Below are 23370 nucleotides of genomic sequence, written 5' to 3' on the forward strand. Positions count from 1 at the left end.
CAGTGCGCCGCAACGGCAGCGCGCCGGTCATGCAGTGCAGTGGACGGCGGCGCCTACGGCAGTTCGAGGAGCGCCTCGACGTACTGGGCGACGCCGTCGTCGTTGTTGCCCGCGGGGGCGATCTCGCTGGCCGCGGCCTGCACCCACGGGTGCCCGTTGGGCATCGCGACCGAGTGCCCGGCGGCGCGCATCATCGACAGGTCGTTGGTGGCGTCGCCGAAGACGAGCACGTCGGACCAGTCGATGCCGAACTTGTCGAGCACGACCTGGATCCCGGCGGCCTTGGTGACCCCCACGGGGCACACTTCGAGCATCCCCACGCCCGACTCGGTGACCGTGACCAGGTCCTCGTCGATGACGTCCTGCGCCGCGACCAGCAGCTCGGGGCCGGTGTGGTGGTCGGACACGAAGTAGCCCTTGACCATCGGGCCGGTGAACGCGACGTCGCGGGGCGCGGTCTCCAGGCGCACCGCGGGCCACGGCCAGTCGGGCATCGGGTCGCCGGTGAGCGGCCGGTCCGGGTCGGCCGGCTCGGCGAGGGCCCGCACGGGGCCCACCTCGGCCTCGATGAGCCGCAGGGCCTCGTGGAGGATCTCCCCGTCCACGGACCGGTCGGCGAGCTGCACGACCGTGTCGTCGTAGCGGCACTCGTACACGAACGCGCCCTGGCCGAGGACGAGGAAGTCCGCGGAGGGCACGTCGTTGCGGCACATGTCGAGCAGCCGCGGGCCGCGGCCGGTGGCGCCCACCAGGATCACCCCGGAGGCGGCGAGCCGCTTGAGCGCCGACATCGTTCTGGGGGAGACGGACTCGTCCGAGCGGACCACCGTCCCGTCGAGGTCCGTCGCGACGAGCTTCGGGAGCCGGGCCAGTTGGATCATGCGTCCTCCTCGGTAGTCTCGACCCGCTGCCGCGAATCTCTCGTTCGTCGAACTCCCGCCGGGCTCAGGGGAACCAGCGGGACAGCACCTTCGCGACGCCGTCCTCCCACACCGAGGGCGCGACCTCGTCCGCGGCGGCCCGCACGTCGGGGTCCGCCTGCGCCATAGCGACGGCGTGACCGGCCCACGCGAACATGGTCAGGTCGTTGTGGGCGTCGCCGAAGACCACGGTGTCGGCCGATGATACGCCGTAGCGCTCCGCGATGCGGGCGATGCCGGTCGCCTTGGTCACGCCCGGGGGTCCGATGTCGACCCAGCCGTTGTAGCCCACTTCCACGTGGTACGCGAGCGGGTCGAGCCCGGCGCCGTCGGCGAGGCGCATCGCGTGCGGGCAGCGGGTGGCGCTGCCGTACTTGTTGTCGGAGGCGACGCGGGCGACGATCCGGGCCGCCGGGCGGTCCAGGAGGTCGTCGAGGTCGATGACCCCGGCCCACTTCGCGTGGAAGTCGCGCTTGAAGCCCTTGGTGTGCCACCAGCCGTCGAGGCCGTGCGCGACCGCGAACTCCACCGCCCCGTCGGCCGCCATGAACGCCTCGACCGCCGACCGCACGTCCACGACCGCCTCGTAGGAGACCTCGCCGCGGCCCAGGTCGAACTCGGCGGCGCCGTGGTTCGAGGACGCGAACCCCTCGTCCAGTCCCAGGTCGGATGCGGTGCGGACCGTGCCCCACAGGGCCCGGCCGGTGACCACCGCGACCGGCACGCCCGCCGCCCTGACCCGCCCGATCGCCTCGATCACCGCGCGGGAAGGGGTCGTGAGCTGCTCGTCGTGGTAGTCGACGACCGTGCCGTCGAGGTCCACGGCGACGAGCTTCGGGGGCTGATCTCTTCGCGAAGGGTCCGGGGCGATGTCTGACACGCCTCAACGGTAGCCCCACCCCGGTGAACGGCGGGGTGTCGAGCGGCTGAACTCACGTGGCCGCCCTCATGAAAGCTGCAATCACACCAAACACCCTCATCACTGGCGGAAGGGGCATACCGTGCGTACATGTCCGACATCACGATCGAACGCGTCTACGACTACCGCCGGGACCCGCAGCGGGCCGGGACGGTGTTCCTGGTCGACCGGCTGTGGCCGCGCGGGGTCAGCAAGGAGGACCTCGACGGCGTCGAGTGGGCCCAGGACGCCGCGCCCTCCCCGAACCTCCGCATCTGGTTCGGCCACACGGCCGACCGCTTCGAGGAGTTCACCGGCCGCTACCGCAGCGAACTCGACGGCCACCCCGAGCGCGCCCAGCCGCTCCTCGACGCCGCCCGCCAAGGGCCCGTCACGCTCCTCTACGCCGCCAAGGACCCCGAGGTCAACCACGCCCTCGTCCTCAAGTCCTGGCTCGACGAGCAGCTCTCCGAGTAACGACGACAGCGAGACGGCCCGCCGACCTCCGGGTCGGCGGGCCGCTCCATGCTCCGGTGCTACTTCTTCGGCTCGATGACGTCCTTGCCCAGGAACGGCCGCAGCGCCTTCGGCACCGACACTGAACCGTCGGGCAGCTGGTGGTTCTCCAGGATCGCCACGATCCACCGCGTCGTCGCGAGCGTCCCGTTCAGCGTCGCCGCGACCGCGTTGCGGCCCTGCTCGTCCCGGTACTTCACGTTCAGGCGCCGCGCCTGGAACGTCGTGCAGTTCGACGTCGAGGTCAGCTCCCGGTACCGCCCCTGCGTCGGCACCCACGCCTCGCAGTCGAACTTCCGCGACGCCGACGTCCCCAGGTCCCCCGCGGCCACGTCGATGACCCGGTACGGCAGCTCCATCTTCTGGAGCATCGCCTCCTCGTACGACAGGAGCTTCTCGTGCTCCGCCTCCGCGTCCTCCGGGCGGCAGTACGAGAACATCTCGACCTTGTCGAACTGGTGGACCCGGATGATGCCCTTGGTGTCCTTCCCGTACGAGCCCGCCTCGCGCCGGAAGCACGACGACCAGCCCGCGTACCGCACCGGCCGCGTCAGCTCGCCCAGGTTCTCCCCCGAGTGGTACGCCGCCAGCGGCACCTCCGAGGTGCCCACGAGGTACTGCTCGTCGCGCTCCAGGTAGTAGATCTCGTCGGCGTGCTCGCCGAGGAAGCCCGTGCCCTCCATGGCGTCCGGGCGCACCAGCACCGGCGGGATCATCGGCGTGAAGCCCGTCTCCACCGCCTGCGCCATCGCCAGGTTCAGCATCGCCAGCTGGAGCAGCGCCCCGTCGCCGGTCAGGTAGTAGAACCGCGAGCCCGAGACCTTCGCGCCCCGCTCGGTGTCGAGCAGGCCCAGCGCCGTCCCGATCTCCAGGTGGTCCTTCGGGTCCTCGATCCTCGTGCGCTCGCCGACCTCGCGCAGCACCACGTAGTCGTCCTCGCCGCCGGGCGGCGCGGCCTCCGCGACCAGGTTCGGGATGGCCTTCCCGGCCGCGTCGAACGCCGCGGCCGTCTCCGTCACGCGCGCCTCGGCCTCCTTGACCTCCGCGGCCAGGGACTTCGTGCGTTCGAGCAGCGCCTGCTTCTCGTCGGCGGCGGCGCCGGCGATCCGCTTCCCCAGGCCCTTCTGGTCGGCCCGGAGCGTCTCGAAGGACTGGAGCGCACTGCGGTGCTCGGCGTCGGCGGAGAGCAGGGCGTCGACGGCGTCCGGGGACGCGCCCCGCTTGCGCTGGCTGTCGCGGTAGGCGTCAGGGTGCTCTCGCAGTGCTCGCAGATCAATCACGTCCACAGATTACCGGCCGGGCCGCGGGCCGCCCCAGCGCATATTGTGGGCGTGTGGCGGTAGATATGGACGAGGCGGACTTCGAGGCGGCGGTGTCGGACGCGCTCGACGCGGTCCCCGCCGAGCTGATGGCGATGCTCGACAACGTGGTGATCCTGGTCGACGACGAACCCGAGGGCGCCGACAAGGAGCTGCTCGGGCTCTACCAGGGCACGGCCCTGACCGACCGCGGCTGGGAGTACGGCGGGGTCCTGCCCGACACGATCACGATCTACCGCGGCCCGACCCTGCGCATGTGCGCCACCCCCGAGGAGGTCGTGGACGAGGTCGCCGTGACCGTGGTCCACGAGATCGCGCACCACTTCGGAATCGAGGAGGAGCGCCTCCACGAGCTCGGCTGGGGCTGACCGGCCCGGAGCGCGTTTTCAGGGCATCACAAGCCGCTGTTCGGTCGCGAGTCCCGCCCAACCGCTGGGCCCCCGGTTCAAAAACCGTGCCACAGGGGTCCGACAGTGCGCTCGCATCCGCGGATGATTCACGATTGCGGGTTCGCAAATGCGAGCGCTTGTCAACACAGGCGTCGCATCCGCGAGGCTATGCTCGTACGGTGACGACGTTCCGCATCGGGGAGGCCGCAGAACTGCTCGGGGTCTCCGCCGACACCCTCCGCCGCTGGATCGACGCCGGGCGGCTCGCCGCCGCGCGCGACGAGCACGGGCACCGGGCGATCACCGGCGCCGACCTGGCCGCGTTCGCCCGCGCCCGGGCCGCCGACCCGGGCGGCAACGGGACCTCCTCAGCCCGCAACCGCCTGCGCGGCATCGTCACCGCGATCGTCAAGGACCAGGTCATGGCCCAGGTCGACCTCCAGGTCGGACCGTTCCGGGTCGTGTCCCTCATGAGCCGCGAGGCCGTGGACGACCTCGGCCTCGAAGTCGGCTCCCTCGCGACCGCGGTCGTCAAGTCCACCAACGTCGTCGTCGAAGCCTGACGCCGCCGAGACCCGGGAGCCCCATGCGCCGCACCAGACCCGCCCTCGCCCTCACCGCCGCCCTCGCGCTCGCCGCCCTCGCCGCCTGCGGCAGCGGGGACGACGCCGACACCGGCGACGCCGAGCCGACCACGCTCACCGTCCTCGCCGCCGCCTCCCTCACCGAGGCGTTCACCGAGATCGGCGAGCAGTTCGAGGCCGAGCACGACGGCGTGACCGTCGAGTTCGGCTTCGCCGCCTCCTCCGACCTCGCCGCGCAGATCACCGAGGGCGCGCCCGCCGACGTGTTCGCCTCCGCCGACCAGAAGAACATGGACAAGGTGATCGAGGCCGACGCCGCGGTCGACCCGCAGGTGTTCGCCCTCAACCAGCTCGTCATCGCCGTCCCCGAGGGCAACCCCGAGGGCGTCGCGGGCCTCGCCGACCTCGCGGGCCTCGACTTCGCCGCCTGCGCCGAGGAGGTCCCCTGCGGGGCCGCCGCCCAGACCGCCGTCGCCGCCTCCGGCGCCGACCTCACGCCCGTGACCTTCGAGGCCGACGTCAAGTCCACGCTCCAGAAGCTCACCCTCGGCGAAGTGGACGCCGCGCTCGTCTACCGCACCGACGCCATCGCCGCGGGCGACGAGGTCGACGCCGTCGAGTTCCCCGAGTCCGCCGAGGCCGTGAACTCCTACCCCGTGACGGCCCTCGCCGACGCCGCCGCGCCCGACCTGGCCGCAGAGTTCACCGAGTACGTCCTCGGCGACGACGCCTGGGCCGTCCTCGAAGCCGCCGGATTCCAGCGGCCGTGAACACCTGACGATGGGGAACGCCATGCCCGCCAAGCGCACCCGCAGGCGCCGCCGCGTCCCGGCCGCGCTCCTCGCGCCCGCCGCGGTCGGCCTGGCGTTCCTCATCCTCCCGCTCGCGGGCCTCCTCGCCCGCGCCCCCTGGACCGAGCTGCCCGCGCGCCTCGCCGAACCCGCGATGCTCGACGCCCTGCGGCTGTCCCTGGTCACCGCCACCCTCGCCACCGCCCTGTCGCTCCTGTTCGGCGTCCCCATCGCGTGGCTCCTCGCCCGCGGCGACTTCCCCGGCCGCAGCCTCCTGCGCGCGCTCGTGACGGTGCCGCTGGTGCTCCCGCCGGTCGTCGGCGGCGTCGCGCTGCTGCTCGTGTTCGGGCGCAGCGGCGTCGTCGGGTCCTGGCTGCACGAGCGGTTCGACGTCACGATCCCGTTCTCCACGACCGCGGTCGTCCTCGCCATGACGTTCGTGTCCATGCCCTTCCTCGTCGTCTCCGTCGAAGGGGCGCTCCGCGGCGCGGACGTGCGCTTCGAGGAGGCCGCCGCGACCCTCGGCGCGGGCCGGTGGACCGTGTTCACGCACGTGACGCTCCCGATGATCGCCCCGGGCGTCCTCGCCGGGGCGGTCCTGTGCTGGGCCCGCGCCCTCGGCGAGTTCGGGGCCACGATCACGTTCGCCGGGAACTTCCCCGGCCGCACCCAGACCATGCCCCTCGCCGTCTACCTGGCGCTGCAATCGGACCTGGAGGCCGCGATCGTGCTCAGCCTGATCCTGCTCGCGGTGTCCGTGGCGGTGCTCGCGTCGCTGCGCGACCGCTGGACGGCCGTCGCATGAGCGGCCTCGACGCGCACCTGGTGGTCGACCGCGGGGCCTTCCGCCTCGACCTGCGCCTGACGGCCGCCCCCGGCGAGACCGTGGCCCTCCTCGGCCCCAACGGGGCCGGGAAGACCACCGCGCTGCGGGCCCTCGCGGGCCTGGAGGCGCTCTCCGGCGGCCACATCGACCTCGACGGCGCGCGACTGGACGACCCGACGGGCACGGCGCGCTGGGTCCCGCCCGAGCACCGCCGCATCGGCGTCGTCTTCCAGGACTACCTGCTGTTCCCGCACCTGAGCGCCGCCGACAACATCGCGTTCGGACCCAGGCGCCGCGGCCTCGGCCGCGCCGAGTCGCGGGCCCTCGCCGCGGACTGGCTCGACCGGGTCGGCCTGGGGGACTTCGGGAAGCGCCGCCCCGGGCAGCTCTCGGGCGGCCAGGCCCAGCGCGTCGCCCTCGCGCGGGCCCTCGCCACCGACCCGGCGCTGCTGCTCCTGGACGAGCCGCTCGCGGCCCTCGACGCGCGCACCCGCCTCGACACGCGCGCCGAACTCCACCGCCATCTCGGCGGCCTCGCGGGCCCCGCGGTCCTCGTCACCCACGACCCGGTGGACGCGCTCATGCTCGCCGACCGCCTCGTCGTCGTCGAGGACGGCCGCGCCGTCCAGGAGGGCGACGGCGAGTCGATCACCGCCCGCCCCCGCACCGACTACATCGCCCGCCTCGTCGGCCTGAACCTCTACCGCGGCACGGCGACCGGCCGGACCGTGGCCCTCTCCTCCGGCGAAACGCTCGCCACCGCCGAGGCCCTCGACGGCGACGCGTTCGCCGCGTTCGCGCCCAGCGCCGTCGCCCTGTACCGCTCGCGCCCCGACGGCAGCCCGCGCAACACCTGGCGCGCGGTCGTCGCCGGGGTCCACCGCCACGGCGACCACCTGCGCGTCCAGCTCGACGGCCCCCTGAAGGCCGCCGCCGACGTCACCCCGGCCGCCGCCGCGCAGCTGGGCCTCGAACCGGGCCAGGAGGTCTGGGCCGCGGTCAAGGCCGCCGAGATCCGCGCCTACCCGGCCTGAACGGCGGCGAGGGCCGGAGGCACGCACTGCCTCCGGCCCTCTGTCTCCCGTTTCCCTGGAGCTGTTCACCGCCCCCGCAACGGGTGCGGCGCTCACGCGGCCGCGCCCGCCAGCACCCGCTCGGGGGCCGCCTCCGCGGCGGCGGGGGCGCCGTCGCGGCGGGCGGCGCGGCGGATGACGGGCAGGCAGGCGAGGACGATCGCGATGGACACCAGGCCGACCGCGACGAACGCGGTCTGCACGTCCATGAACGTGGACATCGCGCCGCCGAGGAGGAAGCCGATGAGCTGGGCGGCGTTGACGCGGCCGTTCACGGCGGCGTTGGCCCGGCCCCGGAAGGCCTCCGGGACGCGGCGGGCGATCGCGATGCCGAGGGCCGAGTTCTCCCCGGCGTTGAAGACGCCGCCGATGAGGTTGAGCGGCACCATGAGCAGGACCGTGGCGAGCGGGACGCCCTGGCCGATGCAGACCAGGCCGACCCCCGCGAGGCAGGCCATGAGCATCCAGGCGAGCTGCACGTCGCGGTCGAGGCGGCGGATCAGGGCGGCGGCGATCCAGGCCCCCGCGACCATGCCGACGGTCCAGCAGGACTTGATGAGGCCGTACATCGACTCGGTGGCGTCGTAGACCTCGCGGACGAGGAAGACGCTGAGGACGTTGACGGCGCACATCGCGGCGATGACGGCGCTGAGGCCGAAGACCATCGCGGTGAGCAGCCGGTCCCCGCCCAGGCGCCACGGCGCGGCGGCGGTCGCGGCCTGCGCAGTGAGGTCGCGGCGCAGGCCGCCGCGGCGGGTGCGGATGTCGAGGCAGAACAGGACTCGCAGGAGCGCGAACCCGGCGGCGAGCATGAGGGCCGCGCCCGCGGAGTGGCTGCCGATGACGAACCCGGCGAGGGCCGGTCCGGCGGCAAGGCCGGTGAGCGTGCCGGTCTGGACCATGGCGACGGCGTGCGGGAGGTCCTTCGGCCTGGCCATGACCGTGACCAGGGCGCTGACAACCGGCTGGTTCACCGCGGTGCCGCAGGCGTTCAGGATGACCAGCAGGTACAGGGCGATCAGGTTGTCGGTGAAGGCCATCGGGACGATCGCGGCGGCCTGGAGGAGCCCGGAGAGGGCCATGAGGGTGCGGCTGTCGAAGCGGTCGGCGAGGCGGCCGGTGACGGGCGAGAGGACCACGAGCGGGAGGGTCGCGCAGATGATGAGCGCGGCGATGGCCATGCCGCCGTAGCCGTCGGTCTGGAGGCGGAGGGTGAGGGCGAAGTCGGCCGTGAACATGGCCGTGCCGGCGAGGAAGGCGCAGGCGGCGGAGGTGTAGACGTCGGACCAGCGGGTCCCGTCGGTGAAGGATGTGAAAGACATATTTCGAAGATACACTTTCACACCGGGTTGCGAAAGAGGTTTTTCAGATTTTTCGAAGTAGTTCTTTCACGACTTTCGGTGACGGCCCGCCGCCGGGCGGCGCGGGCCGCCCGGCCGCCGGTCAGGACTGCGGGAACACGCGGAACAGGTAGTTGAAGACGACCGTGCCGTCGTCCGGGTTCGGCCCCTGCTCCGAGCGTCGGCGCGAGCGCTCCGCGTACTCGCCTTCGAGCTCGTGGAAGCGCTGGATGTACTCCTTCGACTCCTCCAGCGTCAGGCGCAGCCGCCCCTGCGAGGCCACGGTGGCGTCGCGCAGCTCCCGGGTCGCCTCCAGGCGGCGGTCCATCCACCGCTCGTAGTTCTGCTCCTGCCGGTCGGTGAACATCTGGCCCATGGTCCGCTCGACCACGCGGTCGGCGGGCGAGGCGTCGTCCTCCGCCGAGATCGAGAAGCTGTCGAGCGCGAGCCGCCACACCCGCTCGCGCGCGTCGCCGCGGCTGGGCGCCTCCTCGATGAACCCGGCCTTCGCGAGGGTCCGCAGGTGGTAGCTCATGGCGCTCGGGGTCATCCCGGCGACCTCGGCGATCTCGGTGGCGGTGGCCCCGTCGAAGCCCTCGACCCGGCGGGTGCCGAGGAAGTCGAACACGGCCATGCGGGCGGGGTGGGCGAGGGCCTTCATGCGCTCGGGGTCGCTGATGCGCACCTGGTTCGGGAACCGCTTCCCCCGCACCGGGTCCGGGGGCGTCGGCGGCACGGGCGGCACCGGGATCCCGGGCGGGAAGGGGATCGCCGGAGGGATCGGGACCATCGGCGGTCCTTCGTCGCGATGCGAAGGAGATGTTTCAGACATGCCCCAAGTCAACCACGCCGCGGCGGCGGGCGCACCCAGGACCGCGCAGGACCCGCCGTCAGGCCCCGCCGCCGGAGCTGGCGGCCGCCGCCGACGCGGCGTCCTTGTGGCTGACGGCCTTGCGCACGGCCTCGCCCACCCACGAGTCGCCGCCCATGGCCTTGAGCTCCTTGCGGGAGGGCCGGGACGCGCGGTCGGGGAACGCGGCGGCGTCGACGCGAATGGCGCTGACCAGGGACAGCAGGGCCTTCGTGCGGTCGTCGAAGGCGCGCCCGGAGCGGGCGGCGGCGTTGATGCGGGCGCGCGCGTCGGCCTTCGCGTTCGGGTCCTGCGGGAAGTACCGGTTGACCGGGAACAGGCCGAGGGCCTTGCCCCGCTCGTGGCGCAGGACGCCGCGCGCGACCAGGTCGTCGAGGACGGTCCGCTTGAGGCCCTTGGCGGTCCGCTCGACCGCGACGCGGGCGATGCGGGGCTTGTCGGCGCCGATCGCGGCGAGCCCGGCGTCCGCGAGCGGGTCGCCGGTGGGCGCAGGGTCGAGGACGCGGACCCTGCCGCCCTCGACGCCGACGCGTCCGGCGAGCGCGAGCTCGTAGAGGACCGCGCCCGCGAGTCCGAGGTCGAGGTGGCCGCCGGACCGGTCGCGGCCGGTGGTGTCGTCGTGGGCGAGGAGCGCGAGCTCCTCGGGCAGTGAGGCCATGCCCCCAGACTAGGCGCGCGGGCCCTGACGCGGGGTTCTCGGGAGCGGAGCCGCGCTCAGGCCGCGCCCCCCGAGCGCAGGCGCTCCAGCCAGGCCGCGGCGTCGGCGAAGTCGCCGTCCGAGAGCCCCTCGGGGTGCGGCACGGGCCGGTCGGAGTGGTCCCGCGGGTAGGACCCGAGGTACCGGACGTCGGCGCAGATGCGGCGCAGCCCGGTGAGGGCCTCGCCCATGCGCGCGTCGGCGAGGTGCCCGGTGCAGTCGAGGAAGAACGCGTACCGGCCCAGGCCCTCGCCGGTGGGGCGCGACTCGATGCGGGTGAGGTTGATCCCGCGGATCGCCAGCTCGGTGAGCACGGCCAGGAGCGCGCCGACCCGGTCGTGGTCGATGGAGACGACGAGGGAGGTGATGTCGTTGCCGGTGGGCTCGGGCGGGGCGGCGGGCCGCACGACGTGCACGAAGCGCGTCTCGGCGCCGGAGCTGTCGCCGATGTCGAAGGCCTGCACGGGGAGTCCGGCGGCCTCGGCGGTGAAGGGCGCGCACACGCAGGCGTCGAACTCGCCGTCGGCGACGCGCTGGGCGGCCTGGGCGGTCGAGAGCGCCTGGTGGACGGCGGCGTTCGGCAGCTCGCGGCGCAGGTACCCGCGGGTCTGCGCGATGGCGTGCGGGTGGGAGGCGACGGTGGCGACCTCGGCGAGGGGCTTCGCGGAGGCGAGCACGAACGTGACGGGGAGGACGACCTCCCCGGCGATGACGAGCGGGTCGCCGCCCACGAGCTCGTCGACGGTGAGGGTGACGGTGCCCTCCTGGGAGTTCTCGATCGGCACGAACCCGGCGGCGACGTCGCCGCGGCGGACCGCGTCGAGGATCTCGGGGATCGAGGGCATCGGCACGGTGGCCGCGCCCTTGGCGGCGGGCAGCCGGCGGAGCGCGGCTTCGGTGAAGGTCCCGCGCGGTCCCAGATAGGCGAACTCCATGGGCCAACGCTATCGCGGCCGCGAGCAGCGCGTCCGGCCCGTCGCGGCGGGCCGCGTTGAGACCGCGGTCTCAACGGCCACCCTCCTCCCGGAGGCCCTCCGCGGTCACGTATGCTTGTCGAGCCCAAGCGGAATTCCGCGGTGGTGAGCCGGAGAAAACGGAGTGCGACACCTGTTGCCGCATGCCAGGATCGACGTGCGCCCCCATCGTCTAGTGGCCTAGGACGCCGCCCTTTCAAGGCGGTAACACGGGTTCGAATCCCGTTGGGGGTACAGCCCAGACGCGGCGCCGGTCACTCGGACGCGGATGGTATAAATGAAGAGGTCTTGCGACCTTGCAGATTCGGAAGAATCGACCAAGGTCCCGTAGAGCAGCTAGGAGTGCTCGCCACCCTGTCAAGGTGGAGGTCGCGGGTTCAAATCCCGTCGGGACCGCAGTGAGGGAAAGGCCCGCCGACTCGTCGGCGGTCCTTCTTCGTGCGCTCAGTAGGAGGGCGGGTCCTCGGGTTCGGCGCGGTCGGGGACCGGGTCGCCCGGGCCGGGGCGGTCCTCGTCGTCCCCGGCGCCGAAGTCGGGCTCCTCGGCGGCGAGCTCGTCGGCGAGCGGGGCGCCGCGGCGCTCCTCGTCGGCGGTCATGCCCCACCGGTCGGCCTCGCTGTAGTCGCGGGCGTCGAGGATGTCGTCCTCGACCTCCTCGCCCTCCTCCTCGCCGTCGTCGATGTAGCCGTACGGGTCGCCCTCATTGACGTCGTCGCTCACGGCGCCTCCCTTCCGCTTGGCGTTGCGCTCCGGCGCCCAGTGTTCCCCGGGACGGCCGTCTCTGCACGCGTTCGCGCGAGACGGCCGCGGACGCGCTGCCAGCGCGACTCCTCAGTGGTCACGGACCGTGATCCCGTGATCATGAGCGGATTTCAAAGCGCGTTCACCGCGAGTTCATTTTCTTCGTTAACCTTGTGATGTATGACGAATAGTGACCCTGTTCCCCTCGTTGACGCCGGTTTGCCGCCCGACCGGTTCCTCGACCGCGAGGAGAGCTGGCTGCGGTTCAACGGCCGCGTCCTGCGCCTGGCGCAGTCGCCCGAGCTGCCGCTGCTCGAACGGGTCCGGTTCCTCTCGATCTTCTCCAACAACCTCGACGAGTTCTTCATGGTCCGCGTCGCCGGGCTCATGCGCCGCCTCGCCACGGGCCTGCCCGTGCGCACCTCCTCGGGCCGCTCCCCGCACGCGCTCCTGGGCCGCATCGCCGGGCTCGCGCACCAGTTGAGCATCGAGCACGCCGAGTACTTCCGGGACGAGATCGCGCCGCTGCTGGCCAAGGAGGACATCGCGATCGTCCGCTGGGCCGACCTGGAGGACACCGAGCGCGCCCGCATGCAGGAGCTGTTCCGCACCCGCGTGTACCCGGTGCTCACGCCCCTGGTGGTGGACCCGGCGCACCCGTTCCCGTACATCTCCGGGCAGTCCCTCAACCTGGCCGTGCAGGTCCGCGACCCGCGCAACGGGACCACCCGGTTCGCGCGCGTGAAGGTCCCGCCGCTGCTGCCGCGGTTCATCGCCGTCGCCCCGGGCCGGTTCGCCCCGCTTGAGGACGTCATCGCCGCGAACCTGGCGCAGCTGTTCCCCGGCATGGACGTCCTCGCGCACCACACGTTCCGGGTCACCCGCAACCAGGACCTGGAGATCGACGAGGACATCACCGAGAACCTCCTCCAGACCCTGGAGCGCGAGCTCCTGCGCCGCCGCTTCGGCCCCGTGGTGCGCCTCGAAGTGGAGGACACCATCGACCCGCGCGTGCTCGACCGCCTCACCGCGGAGCTGGGCGTGGACGACGAGGTGGTCTACCGCCTGCCGGGGCCGCTGGACCTCGCCGGGCTCGACGCGATCGCGAACATCGACCGGGCCGACCTGAAGTACCCGCGGTTCCGCCCCTCCGAGCAGGTGCTCCCGCCCGAGGCCGACCTGTTCGCCGTGATGCGCGACCGCGACGTGCTCCTGCACCACCCCTACGACTCGTTCACCGCCTCGGTCGAGCGGCTCATCGAGGAGGCCGCGGCCGACCCGAAGGTCCTCGCCATCAAGCAGACGCTCTACCGCACGTCCGGGAAGTCCCCGATCGTGGACGCGCTCATCAGCGCCGCCGCCGCCGGGAAGCAGGTCGTGGTGGTCGTGGAGATCAAGGCCCGCTTCGACGAGCAGGCGAACATCGACTGGGCGCAGAAGCTGGAGCGCGCGGGCTGCCACGTCATGTACGGGATAGTGGGCCTCAAGACGCACTGCAAGCTGTCGCTGGTGGTCCGCCAGGAGGCCGACGGGACGCTCCTGCGGTACACGCACGTGGGCACCGGGAACTACCACCCGACCACGGCCCGCCTCTACGAGGACTTCGGGCTCCTCACCACCGACCCCGAGGTGGGCGAGGACGTCAACGCCGTGTTCAACCACCTCACCGGCTACTCGCGGGACGTCGACTACCACCGGCTCCTCGCCGCCCCGCACTCGCTGCGCCCCGGGCTCATCGAGCGCATCGAGCGCGAGATCGAGAACCACAAGGCGGGCCTGCCCGCGCGCCTGCGGTTCAAGTGCAACTCGCTGACCGACGAGGGGATCGTGGACGCGCTGTACCGGGCGTCCCAGGCGGGCGTCCCGGTCGACCTGCTCCTGCGCGGCATCTGCGTGCTCCGCCCGGGCGTGCCCGGCCTGTCCGAGAACATCCGCGTCCGCAGCGTGCTGGGCCGTTTCCTCGAACACTCCCGGGTGTACGTGTTCGAGAACGGCGGCGACCCGGAAGTATGGTTGGGCAGCGCGGACCTCATGCACCGCAACCTCGACCGCAGGGTGGAGGTGCTGGTGCGGGTCCACGGCGACGCCCATCGCGCGCAGCTGACCTCGCTCCTCGACCGCGGCATGGACGACGGGACGCGGACCTGGAGGCTCGGCCCGCTGGGCCTGTGGTCCCGCCCGCGGGGCGGGGCGGACCTCCAGGAACAACTCATGCAGGAGCACCGTTGATGCAACCCGAGATCCTCGCGGCAGGCGCCGTGCTCTGGCGCCAGGGCGAGGACGGCCCGGAGCTGGCCCTCATCCACCGTCCCAAGTACGGCGACTGGACGTTCCCGAAGGGCAAGCTCAAGCGCGGCGAGCACCTCCTCGCCGCCGCCCAGCGCGAGGTCTTCGAGGAGACCGGCATCCGCCCGGTCCTCGGCCGCCCGCTCGCGCCCTCCTTCTACGACAAGGAGGGGAGGCTCAAGCGCGTCGACTACTGGTGCGCGACGCCCGCCGCCGACGCGGAGGCCGTGGACGAGGCCGTGGACCCGCGCGAGGTGGACGACCTGGAGTGGATCCCGCTCGACCGGGTCGCCGACCGCCTCACCTACGAGCGCGACCGGCCGGTGCTGGAGGACTTCTCCCGCGAGATCGCGCGCGAGACCGTCCCGATCGTGTTCGTGCGCCACGCCGTCGCGATGTCGAAGGCCGACTGGTTCGACCAGGACGAGCTGCGGCCGCTGAACCAGCGCGGCCGCGAGCGCGCCCAGCAGCTCGAAGTGCTGCTCGCGGCGTTCCCGGCGGGCGCGGCGTACTCCTCGTCGAGCGCGCGCTGCCTGGAGACGCTGCTGCCGTACTGCGCCGCCGAGGGCGTCGCGGTCACGGGCCTGCCCGAGTTCACGATCGGGACCCTCAAGCCCGCCAAGGCCACCGCGCGCCTGGACGAGATCATCGAGTCCGGCAGGCCCGCGGTGGTGTGCGGGCACGGCGAGCACATCGACGAGATGATCGCCTACACGAGCGGTCGCCTCGGCACCCCCGTCCCCGTGGGGCCCTTGGAGAAGGGCGAGTTCGTGGTGTTCCACACCGCGGGCGGGCGGCTCGTCGCCACCGAGCACCACGACTAGAGCGCAGCGCGATGGGGCGGGACCGATGCGGTCCCGCCCCTTCGTCGTTCGCCTAGCGGGCCAGGCGGATCGTGTCGATGTAGACGCCTCCGGCGCGGTACACCAGGTACAGGTCCTGGATTCCCTCGGCGCCTTCGAGGTCGGCGCCCGCCGCGGCGAAGTCCTGGAGGCCGGCGGTCTTCGGGACGGCGACCTCGGCGAGGAGCGGGCCGTCCGCGTCCCCGGCGCGCACTTCGACGACGGGGTCCGCGAGGTCGGCCCAGTCGGCGGCCGTGGTCGCGGTGCGCAGCTCGATCCGCTTCGCGCCGTTCAGGTCCACGCGGGTGAACCCGACGTGGTCGCCGGGGCGGCGCGAGGCCGTGGAGTGGTACCCGCCCTCGCGCTTGAGCGTGTTCAGCTTGGAGACCTCCCAGTACGTGACGCCCTGCGCGATGGTGGCCTTCTCCCACACGTTCGCGCCCTGCGACAGGTCGAGCGGCGCGATGGTCTCGCCCTCGATGCGGACCTGCGCCTCGGGGCCCTCGCTGTCGGTCCCGACGCCGAACAGGTAGTCGCCGGTCTCCACGATCCGCTTGCCGCCCACGACGTCCCACACGAACAGGTGCCGCGGGTCGACCTCGATCGCGACGCGCCGGGTCTCGCCCGGGGCGATGTCGCGGGCGCGGGTGAAGCCCGCGAGGCGCGTCCCGGGGACGCGGTCGCCGTAGGCGGACGCCGCGATGCTCGCGAACAGGAGCACCACCTCGTCCGAGGTGCGGTCGCCGGTGTTCGTGACGTCGACCTCGGCGGTGAACGGCTCGTCGGCGTCCACCGCGGTCGGGACGCGGAGCGGGCCGTACGCGAAGCGGGTGTAGCTCAGGCCGTGGCCGAAGCCGTAGACCGGCTCGGCCTTCGAGTACTGGTAGGTGAGTCCGGCGCTGATGACGTCGTATTCGAGCATGTCGACCTCGCCGACGCGGTACGGCTCGCGGCGCGGGCCCGCCTTCGGGAGCGAGGACGTGTCGGCGAGCCAGGTCGAGGTGAGCCGCCCGGCGGGCGAGTGGTCGCCGCTGATCGCGTCGGCCAGCGCGGGCCCGAGGGCCTGCCCGGCGTGGGCGGTGTAGAGGATCGCGGCCACGTTCGGGTCGGCGGCGATGTCGCCGATCGCCAAGGGGTAGGCCGAGACCACGACGACGACGGTGCGGCCGGGCTTGGCGGCGGCGACCTCGCGGACCAGGTCCGCCTGGCGCGGCGCGAGGTCGAGGCCGGGCCGGTCGAAGCACTCGCGGGCGTTGACCATCGGGTGGTTCCCGACGAACACGACCGCCCAGTCCGCTTCGGCCGCGAGGGCCGCGGCGGCTTCGGGGCCGCTCTCGACGAGGGTCTCGGTGAGGAGCGGCTCGGCCGGGCCCTTGACGAGCGGCAGGGTGCCGTCCTGGGCGAGGCGCGGGTGGAAGGGGCCGTCGGCTTCGGCGGGCACGTGGTTGACGCCGAACAGCTCGACCGCGCCGTCCGCCGCGCCGTCGCCGCGGCGGTAGTGGAGGTTCTGGTGGGTGAACCAGGCGTCGCCGTCCTCCATGACGTCGGTGAGGGCTTCGAGGCGCGGGCCGCCCCCGCCGGAGGCGCCGGCCTGGTTCTCGAAGGTGGCCGGGCCGTCGGCGCGCTGGAGGAGGTTCGCCTGCACGAACCTCCCGGTGGCGGTGTGGCGGAACATGTGCTGCTCGTGGGCCCAGTCCCAGGCCTCGAAGGTCTCGGTGGCGCCGAGGCCTTCGGCGCGGGCGGCGAGGGCCCCGTCCTCGGCGACGGTGACGTACCGGCCGCCGGCCTGCCAGGCGACGGTGTCGTTGCCGCTGTGGTGGGTCACCTGCGCGAAGCGCTCGCGGAGGGCCTGGAGGGGGCTGGGGCGGCGCTCGGCGGGGACGGTGGGGCTGTAGAAGTCGCGGAGGTTGAGGTCGGCGAGCGGGCCGAGGACGGCGAGGCTCGCGGTCTCGGGGATCGGCAGCGCGGCCGACTCGTTCTTGAGGAGCACGAGCTGCTCGCGGGCGGCCCGGCGGGCGAGGGCGAGGTGCTCGGGCCGGTCCTGCGGGTGCGGGTCGGCCGGGATGCGGTTGTACTCGCAGGCGTCGCCGTCGAGCCTGCCGGTGCGGACGAGGAAGCGGAGCCAGTCGCGCACCGCCCGGTCCACATGGGACATGGTGACGCCGAGGACGCCGCGGCGCACGGCCTCGCCCGCGTTCGGCACGAACGGCAGTTCGGAGCCGTCGTGGAAGTGGCTGACCCCGGCGAGGAGCATGAGCGCGGAGGCGTAGACGCCGTTCTCGGCCTCGTCGATGTCGAGGCCCTGCTCGGCGGCGAGGGCGGTCGGGTAGGGCACGTCGCCGCGCGGGTCGACCTGCCAGGTGTCCCACGGCTCGCCCTTGGTGGTGTGCAGGTTGACGCCGTCCCAGCCGTCGGGGAGGAAGAAGAACTCGCCGTCCTCGGCCCATTCGGCCCGCAGGACCTGCAAGAGCGGCGAGATGATCGAGGGCACGCCGTTGACGTTGTTGTACGCGGTCATCGCGCCCATGACCGCGCCCGCCTCGACGGGCATCCGGTAGGGCACGGCCTGGTACTCGTGGAGGGCGCGCACGCCCATGGACGAGGAGCTCTGCGCGCGGTGCCACTCGTGGTCGTAGCCGAGGAAGTGCTTCATCTGCGTGAAGGTCTTGACGTACACGGGGTGGCGCCCGCGCAGGCCCCAGGCGTAGGCGGTGGTCATGGCGCCGACGTGGAGGGGGTCCTCGCCGAAGCCCTCCTCGAAGCGGCCGGCGAGCGGGTTGGAGCGGATGTCGGCGACGGGCCCGAACGAGGCGTACACGTGGGCGTCGCGGGCGCGCACCTCGTGGGCGACGGCCGCGCCGACCGCCTCCAGCAGCTCGGTGTCCCAGGTCGCGCCGAGGCCGATGGCCTGCGGGAAGAACGTGGCGTCGGGCTTCTTGCCGGAGCTGTGCAGCACCTCGTTGAACGCGTTCCCGAAGGCCGGGAGGACGGTGCCGTCGGCGAGGACGGTCTCCGGGATGCCGTTGAGGCAGGCGAGCTTCTGCTCGTCGCTCAGGAGGACGAGGAGGGCTTCGACGCGCTCGGCGACGGGCCTGGTCGGGTCGAGGTGGGCGGGAGCGCTCATGCGGGTCCGATCGGTCGGCGTCAGTACCCCACGACATTACGACGTACGACCGAACAAATTCAAGGGGGTTGCGAGCGCGGGCCCTGACGCGGCCGTACGGTTCGTTACGATTCCTGTCATGAGCCCCGGCCCCCAAGGAACCTCGCTCGGCGTCGACTTCGGCACCTCGCACACCATCGCGGTGGTGCGCCGCGCCGACGGGAGCGTGCGCCCGCTGCTGTTCGACGGCGCGCCGCTGATGCCCTCGGCGGTGTGCGCCGACGGCGACGGCGGCCTGCTCGTGGGCAGGGACGCCGTCCACGCGGGCCGCAGGCACCCCGAGCGGTTCGAGCCGAACCCGAAGCGGCTCATCGACCTGCCCTCCACGCTCCTGGGCGAGCGGGAGTTCCCCGTCGCCGACCTCATCGCCGCCGTCCTCGACGCGGTCGCCGACGAATGCCGCCGGGTCGTCGGCCGCCCCGCGCAGGTGACGCTCACGTTCCCCGCCGAGTGGGGCCCGGCCCGCCGCCACGTCCTGGAGGACGCCGCCGCCCGCTCCGGGCTCGGCCGGGTCCGCATGGTGCCCGAGCCGGTGGCCGCGGCGACCTACTACGCCCAGGCCCTGAAGCACCGGGCCGCCGTCGGCTCCTCGATCGTCGTCTACGACCTCGGCGCGGGCACGTTCGACGCGAGCGTGGTGCGCCGCACCGAGCACGGCTTCGAGACCGTCGCCCTCGACGGCCGCGGCGACCTCGGCGGCCTCGACATCGACGCCGCGCTCATCGAGCACCTCGGCTCCGTCTACGGCGACCGCGACGGCTGGAAGCGCCTCGTGAACCCCGCCACCGTCGAGGAGCGCCGCCACTTCCGCGAGTTCCAGGAGGAGGTGCGCGGCGCGAAGGAGCGCCTCTCGCGCCACCAGCAGTCGGACATCGCGATCCCCCTCCTCGACGTCGAGGCGCACCTGACGCGCACCGAGCTGGAGCAGCTCGCCCGCCCGCACCTGGAGCAGACGATCCGCGTCACGCAGGCGGTGATCCGGGCCGCGGGCCTGGACCTCGCCGACTCCGCGGGCGTGTTCCTCGTCGGCGGCGCGAGCCGCATGCCCCTGGTCGCGACCATGCTCCACCGCGAGCTCGGCGTCGCCCCCACGGTCCTCGACCAGCCGGAGGTCGTCGTCGCCGAGGGCTCGGTCCTGTGGTCGGGCCCCGACACCTCGACCCTCTCGCTCCAACGCCCCTACACGCCCCCGGCGCCGCCCGCCCCGGCCCCGCACACCCCGCAGACCGCCGTCTCGTTCGCGCCGCACACGCCCCACTCGTACCGCCAGGACAGCCCGCCGCGGACGGCCCCGGTCCCGCAATCCCCTCCCGCGCAGGCCCCGCAGGCCCTCCCCCCGCGCACCGCCCAGCCCGTCACGCCGCCCGTGACGGTCTCCGGCGGCGACCCCGAGCCCCCCGAGACCGACGCCGACCGGCTGCGCCGCAAGAAGATCGGCCGCCGCCTCCTCGCCGGGTTCATCGCCGTCGACCTGCTCATCGTCGCCGGTCTCGCCTGGTACTTCAACCGCGACGACGGCTTCGAGGGCGAATACGACGCCGACGGCGCCGCGACCGCGTTCGAGCCCTACTGGGACACCGAGGAGGCGGGCACGCTCCTCTTCCAGATCACCGGCGCCCACGCCGACCGCGTCCAGTCGCTCGCGGCCGCGGAGGACGTGGACGGCACCAGCCTGTTCTCCGCGGGCGACGACGGCGTGATCCGCCAGTGGGACATGGGCTCCGGCGAGATGATCGACGAATACGACCTCGGCACCGGCGTCCAGGCCCTGTGGCCCGTGTTCGCCTCGAACGGCGACGAGTACGTCGTGGCCATGGGCACCGGCACCGTCCCCTACGTGTGGACGCCCGACACCGGCGACTTCACCGAGACCCTCCTCCCGGAGATGGTCGCCGAAGGCGCCGAGAACCTGTACAACCGCGTCGGGACCGTCGAGTACCACCCCACGCTCGGGATGCTCAACGACGACGAGTACGAGCTGTTCGACCTCCAGAACCAGATCACGCGCTCGCGCTTCGACCTCCCCGACGGGTACGGCTACCCGCGGTTCTACACCACGTTCGAGGGCACCTCGATGAACATCGTCGCCGTCACCGGCGACCAGACCGTCGACGTCATCGACGGCGGCACCGGGGACCCCATGGGCCTGAACATGTCCGACGAGTACATGGACGGCGTCGTCACCGAGGCGTTCGGCGTCGTCTACGACTTCGGGACCCCGTACGCGATGCTCTACGGCGACGACGGCTACCTGCACTTCTGGGACCTCGAAGGCCAGACGCCCGCGCTCTCCCCGCTCGCGTACGAGAGCACGGAGGACGAGTTCCACACCGAGATGGTGGACATGGACCTCGGCGGCGGCGACTACCCCGAGCAGTCCCTCCTGTACATCAACGAGAACGACGAGGCCCGCGCCGTCGCGATCGGCACCGGCGAGACGGTCGACTTCGCGTCCGACGACGCCGGCACGCCCCTGAAACTCGTGGACGTCACCGTCGACGGCGTGCAGTACGCCGTCACCGGCGACGACCAAGGCAACATTCAATTCTGGAGTCTGGGACTGTGATCATCCTGGTCGTCGCGGCCGTCGTCGTCGCCGCCGCAACCGCATACGCCATCTGGGCCGGGGGCAAGGAGCACCGGATCGAGACCACCGCGCACCTCGACGCGCGCGCGAACGAGGTGTGGGCGGTCCTCACCGACTTCCCCGCCTACGGCGAGTGGAACCCGTTCATCACCGCGATCTCGGGCCTCCTCGCCGAGGACGAGCGCCTCGAAGCGGTCTTCTTGCAGGGCAACGGGAAGTCGATGACGTTCCGGCCGCGCGTGCTGCGCGTCTCCCCCGCCCGCCAGATCCGCTGGCTCGGGAGGCTCGGCCCCGGCGGGCTGTTCGACGGCGAGCACTACCTCGTGCTCGAACCGCAGCAGGACGGGACCACCGTCCTCACCCACGGCGAGCGGTTCACCGGCATCCTGGTGCCGCTCATGGCGGGCACCCTCGGCGACACCGAGCGCGGCTTCACGTCGATGAACGAGGCGCTCGCCGCCCGCCTCCGGGAGAAGCCCGGGGACCGGGACTGAAGACGGGGCTTCGCGCCGCGGCCCTGGGGGACCGCGGCGCGAGTCGTGTGTTCAGTAGTGGCGGGGCCGCTCCTGGCCGGTGCGTCCCCTGCGGTGCGGGGTCCTAGAGGACGCCCGCGCCGGCCAGCTCGGTCACGCCGGAGACCGCGTCGGAGGCCGTGTCCGCAACACCTTCGGAGGTGGTGTTGCCGACCAGGCCGCCGGTGAGGCCGCCCACGACCGGGGCGCCGCTGACGACGCCGCCGACCGTGTCGAGACCGGGGACGGGGAGGGCCTCTTCGTTGAGGTCCACGTCCGCGGCCTCCATGTCGCCCTGGTCCAGGCCCTTGTGGCTGTCGTGGCCGTCGTGCCCGCCGGGGATCTCGGCCTCGGAGCCGCCGTCGCACGAGGCGGTGGCCACACCGAGGATCGCGATGGCGTTGCCGCACACGTTGATCGGCGCCTGGATCGGAGCGAACACCTGGTTCCCGTTGCCGAGGCCCACGTTGTCCTGGGTGGTCAGGTGGCCCGCGCCGCCGAAGTCGGCGTCCGCGCCGCCCTCGCAGCCCGCGTCGGACACGCCGCCGATGGCGACCGCGTTGCCGCAGGCGTTGATCGGGGCCTGGATCGGCGCGAGGAGCTGGTTGCCCGAGAGGGCGCCCCAGTTGCGCTGGGTGGTGGTGTTGCCCGACTCGGTCGCGTGCCCCGACTCGGCGACGACGGCGCTGGAGCCGCCGTCGGACCCGGCGCCCGAGTGCCCGCCGACCGCGGCGGCGATGCCGCTGACGTCGACCGGGACCTGGACGGGGGCGAACGCCTGGTTGCCGTTCGCCAGACCGGTGTTGTTCTGGGTGGTCAGGTGGCCCGCGCCGCCGAACTCGGCGTCCGCGCCGCCCTCGCAGCCGGCGTCGGCGGTGCCGAGGACGGCCGCGGCGACGCCGCAGATGTTGACGGGCACCTGGATCGGGGCCACGACCTGGTTGCCGGAGACGGCCCCGACGTTGCCTTGCGTGGTCGTGTCAGGCCCGGTGGCGTGCGCGGTGCCGGCGCCGGCGACGAGGACCGCCCCGACGGCGACGAGTCCGGTCTGCGCGGTCTTGCGAGCCCATGAGTTAGTCACGAAGTCTCACCTTTCAGGGAAATGGTTGTTGCTGTCTCATCACGTCCCCCGTGAAGCTCCGTGGCTCCGATGGCTTGTGCGCGTCCGGAGGCGGGCTGGGTCCCACCTGTCGGACAGGGTGCTATCGAAACCGGGAGAGTTGTGCGGTCGGCGGGCCGTCCGGTGCGGCGGTCCGCGGGCAGGCTCGCGCGGCCTCGGCGGTGCACCGCCTCAGCGCGTTCGCTCATGTCGCGGACTTCCGCGGGCCGGACGGGCCCGTCGTCCGGGTCGGGCCGGGCGCGGCGGGCGCCTGGCCGTCGTGGTGCGGCGCCCTAGAAGGGCAGCGGGACCGGGAGGCCGCCGCCGAGGCCGCCGAGCAGGTCGTCGACCGGCAGTGCGTCGAGCGGACCGCCCTGGGGCTCCTCGTCCTTCTTCTGGTCCTGGCCGCCCTTGGCCGGGTTCTCGGCGGGCTGGTCGGTCTTCGCCTCGGCGTCGGGGCCCGAGGGCACCAGCATGTTGAGGCCGGGGACCGCGGAGACCGCGGAGAGGCCGGGAACCTGCTGGGTCACGCCCGAGGCCATCCCGGTGACCTGGTCGGGAGAGACCGGGAGCCCCCCGAGGGCCTCCGGAGTCGCCGCGACGAGGTCGCCAGCGGACTCCTCGACGCCGGTGTCGGCGGCCTGAGCGGCCGTCCCCGCGAGCAGCAGAGCCCCCGTGGCGAGGCCCCCGACGAGGCCCGCCGTACGCACAGTGCGCATCTTCATCTGCTTGTTTGCCTTTCTTCGTACCGCCCTGGTCCGGCGGCTGGGGAAGCAGCACGGACGGACCGCGGAGCGGTGCAAGATCGCTGAATTGTCGGTTCACCAGCGGCTGATGGCGGCGGCGCCGGTAGCGGCGCCCGCACCTGCGACCCCCAGCCGCGACCGCACCGGCTGGATCTCCGGCGGATCGGGGACCGCGCTCGCTGTCCAAGGGCCGGTG

At 72.9% G+C, this 23370-nt stretch carries 21 protein-coding genes and 2 tRNA genes; 12 read left to right on the forward strand and 11 right to left on the reverse strand.

Translation table 11 applies throughout. The features are described 5' to 3' along the window. Positions 1-53 precede the first annotated feature (53 nt). Positions 54-881: an HAD family hydrolase gene (locus tag ACFFXY_RS02735; RefSeq protein WP_382345637.1), complete on the reverse strand. Its 828-nt coding sequence runs from the start codon at positions 879-881 to the stop codon at positions 54-56. Between the two features lie 64 nt (positions 882-945). After that, complete coding sequence (locus ACFFXY_RS02740) at positions 946-1800, reverse strand: HAD family hydrolase (protein WP_382345639.1); 855 nt, start codon at positions 1798-1800, stop codon at positions 946-948. A gap of 129 nt (positions 1801-1929) precedes the next feature. Here ACFFXY_RS02740 and ACFFXY_RS02745 point away from each other — a divergent pair, with 129 nt between their 5' ends. Next, entirely contained in the window at positions 1930-2295 is a 366-nt protein-coding gene (locus tag ACFFXY_RS02745; RefSeq protein ID WP_382345641.1) for a DUF488 domain-containing protein, read from the forward strand. 59 nt (positions 2296-2354) lie between these two features. Here the strand turns inward: ACFFXY_RS02745 and serS are convergent, their stop codons facing one another. Next, positions 2355-3614 carry a serine--tRNA ligase gene (gene serS, locus ACFFXY_RS02750; RefSeq protein ID WP_382345643.1) on the reverse strand — a complete coding sequence of 420 codons (1260 nt, stop codon included), beginning with the start codon at positions 3612-3614 and terminating at the stop codon, positions 2355-2357. A 65-nt stretch (positions 3615-3679) separates the two neighbouring features. Between serS and ACFFXY_RS02755 the strand changes: the two genes are divergently transcribed. From ACFFXY_RS02755 to ACFFXY_RS02775, 5 genes are all read left to right on the forward strand, one after another. Then, positions 3680-4021: a metallopeptidase family protein gene (locus ACFFXY_RS02755; protein WP_382347338.1), complete on the forward strand. Its 342-nt coding sequence runs from the start codon at positions 3680-3682 to the stop codon at positions 4019-4021. A gap of 200 nt (positions 4022-4221) precedes the next feature. Further along, the gene (locus tag ACFFXY_RS02760; RefSeq protein WP_382345645.1) at positions 4222-4605 is read left to right on the forward strand and encodes a TOBE domain-containing protein; all 384 of its coding nucleotides are present in this window, start codon (positions 4222-4224) and stop codon (positions 4603-4605) included. A 23-nt stretch (positions 4606-4628) separates the two neighbouring features. Then, positions 4629-5396: a molybdate ABC transporter substrate-binding protein gene (gene modA, locus ACFFXY_RS02765; protein ID WP_382345647.1), complete on the forward strand. Its 768-nt coding sequence runs from the start codon at positions 4629-4631 to the stop codon at positions 5394-5396. A gap of 10 nt (positions 5397-5406) precedes the next feature. Further along, positions 5407-6222 carry an ABC transporter permease gene (locus ACFFXY_RS02770; RefSeq protein ID WP_382345650.1) on the forward strand — a complete coding sequence of 272 codons (816 nt, stop codon included), beginning with the start codon at positions 5407-5409 and terminating at the stop codon, positions 6220-6222. Next, positions 6219-7277: an ABC transporter ATP-binding protein gene (locus ACFFXY_RS02775; protein WP_382345652.1), complete on the forward strand. Its 1059-nt coding sequence runs from the start codon at positions 6219-6221 to the stop codon at positions 7275-7277. The genes ACFFXY_RS02770 and ACFFXY_RS02775 overlap by 4 nt, the downstream gene beginning before the upstream one ends. A 92-nt stretch (positions 7278-7369) precedes the next feature. Here the strand turns inward: ACFFXY_RS02775 and ACFFXY_RS02780 are convergent, their stop codons facing one another. The 4 genes from ACFFXY_RS02780 to pheA form a co-directional block, all read right to left on the reverse strand. Continuing rightward, on the reverse strand, positions 7370-8638 hold the full coding sequence (locus tag ACFFXY_RS02780; RefSeq protein WP_382345653.1) for an MFS transporter: 1269 nt from the start codon (positions 8636-8638) through the stop codon (positions 7370-7372). Positions 8639-8759: 121 nt separating this feature from the next. Then, the gene (locus ACFFXY_RS02785) at positions 8760-9446 is read right to left on the reverse strand and encodes a helix-turn-helix domain-containing protein (protein WP_382345655.1); all 687 of its coding nucleotides are present in this window, start codon (positions 9444-9446) and stop codon (positions 8760-8762) included. Positions 9447-9546: 100 nt separating this feature from the next. Next, positions 9547-10185, reverse strand: coding sequence for a GOLPH3/VPS74 family protein (locus ACFFXY_RS02790; protein ID WP_382345657.1), 639 nt, complete (start codon positions 10183-10185; stop codon positions 9547-9549). A gap of 56 nt (positions 10186-10241) precedes the next feature. Beyond that, the gene (pheA, locus tag ACFFXY_RS02795; protein ID WP_382345659.1) at positions 10242-11159 is read right to left on the reverse strand and encodes a prephenate dehydratase; all 918 of its coding nucleotides are present in this window, start codon (positions 11157-11159) and stop codon (positions 10242-10244) included. Between the two features lie 200 nt (positions 11160-11359). Between pheA and ACFFXY_RS02800 the strand changes: the two genes are divergently transcribed. Together ACFFXY_RS02800 and ACFFXY_RS02805 are read left to right on the forward strand one after the other, a co-directional pair. After that, positions 11360-11432, forward strand: a tRNA-Glu gene (locus ACFFXY_RS02800). An 87-nt stretch (positions 11433-11519) separates the two neighbouring features. Then, positions 11520-11594 (forward strand) — tRNA-Asp (locus tag ACFFXY_RS02805). A gap of 48 nt (positions 11595-11642) precedes the next feature. On the opposite strand, the gene ACFFXY_RS02810 is transcribed toward ACFFXY_RS02805, so the two are convergent. Then, positions 11643-11918: a hypothetical protein gene (locus tag ACFFXY_RS02810; RefSeq protein ID WP_382345662.1), complete on the reverse strand. Its 276-nt coding sequence runs from the start codon at positions 11916-11918 to the stop codon at positions 11643-11645. A gap of 201 nt (positions 11919-12119) precedes the next feature. Here ACFFXY_RS02810 and ACFFXY_RS02815 point away from each other — a divergent pair, with 201 nt between their 5' ends. Both ACFFXY_RS02815 and ACFFXY_RS02820 read left to right on the forward strand, forming a co-directional pair. Continuing rightward, entirely contained in the window at positions 12120-14168 is a 2049-nt protein-coding gene (locus ACFFXY_RS02815; protein WP_382345664.1) for an RNA degradosome polyphosphate kinase, read from the forward strand. Beyond that, the gene (locus ACFFXY_RS02820; protein WP_382345666.1) at positions 14168-15049 is read left to right on the forward strand and encodes an NUDIX domain-containing protein; all 882 of its coding nucleotides are present in this window, start codon (positions 14168-14170) and stop codon (positions 15047-15049) included. Before ACFFXY_RS02815 ends, ACFFXY_RS02820 begins: the two co-directional genes overlap by 1 nt. Before the next feature lie 52 nt (positions 15050-15101). Here ACFFXY_RS02820 and ACFFXY_RS02825 read toward each other — a convergent pair whose 3' ends face one another. After that, the gene (locus ACFFXY_RS02825) at positions 15102-18191 is read right to left on the reverse strand and encodes a glycoside hydrolase family 3 C-terminal domain-containing protein (RefSeq protein WP_382345668.1); all 3090 of its coding nucleotides are present in this window, start codon (positions 18189-18191) and stop codon (positions 15102-15104) included. A gap of 118 nt (positions 18192-18309) precedes the next feature. Between ACFFXY_RS02825 and ACFFXY_RS02830 the strand changes: the two genes are divergently transcribed. Together ACFFXY_RS02830 and ACFFXY_RS02835 are read left to right on the forward strand one after the other, a co-directional pair. Beyond that, positions 18310-20796 carry an Hsp70 family protein gene (locus ACFFXY_RS02830; protein ID WP_382345670.1) on the forward strand — a complete coding sequence of 829 codons (2487 nt, stop codon included), beginning with the start codon at positions 18310-18312 and terminating at the stop codon, positions 20794-20796. After that, a complete protein-coding gene (locus ACFFXY_RS02835; RefSeq protein WP_382345672.1) occupies positions 20793-21311 on the forward strand; it encodes an SRPBCC family protein in 519 nt (172 codons plus the stop codon). Before ACFFXY_RS02830 ends, ACFFXY_RS02835 begins: the two co-directional genes overlap by 4 nt. Positions 21312-21414: 103 nt before the next feature. Here ACFFXY_RS02835 and ACFFXY_RS02840 read toward each other — a convergent pair whose 3' ends face one another. Both ACFFXY_RS02840 and ACFFXY_RS02845 read right to left on the reverse strand, forming a co-directional pair. After that, positions 21415-22410 carry a chaplin family protein gene (locus ACFFXY_RS02840; RefSeq protein ID WP_382345674.1) on the reverse strand — a complete coding sequence of 332 codons (996 nt, stop codon included), beginning with the start codon at positions 22408-22410 and terminating at the stop codon, positions 21415-21417. Between the two features lie 311 nt (positions 22411-22721). Then, positions 22722-23147, reverse strand: a complete 426-nt coding sequence (locus ACFFXY_RS02845; RefSeq protein ID WP_382345676.1) for a hypothetical protein — start codon at positions 23145-23147, stop codon at positions 22722-22724. Positions 23148-23370: the final 223 nt, after the last annotated feature.

This window comes from Glycomyces mayteni, from assembly GCF_042428885.1.
Taxonomy (GTDB): domain Bacteria; phylum Actinomycetota; class Actinomycetes; order Mycobacteriales; family Micromonosporaceae; genus Glycomyces; species Glycomyces mayteni.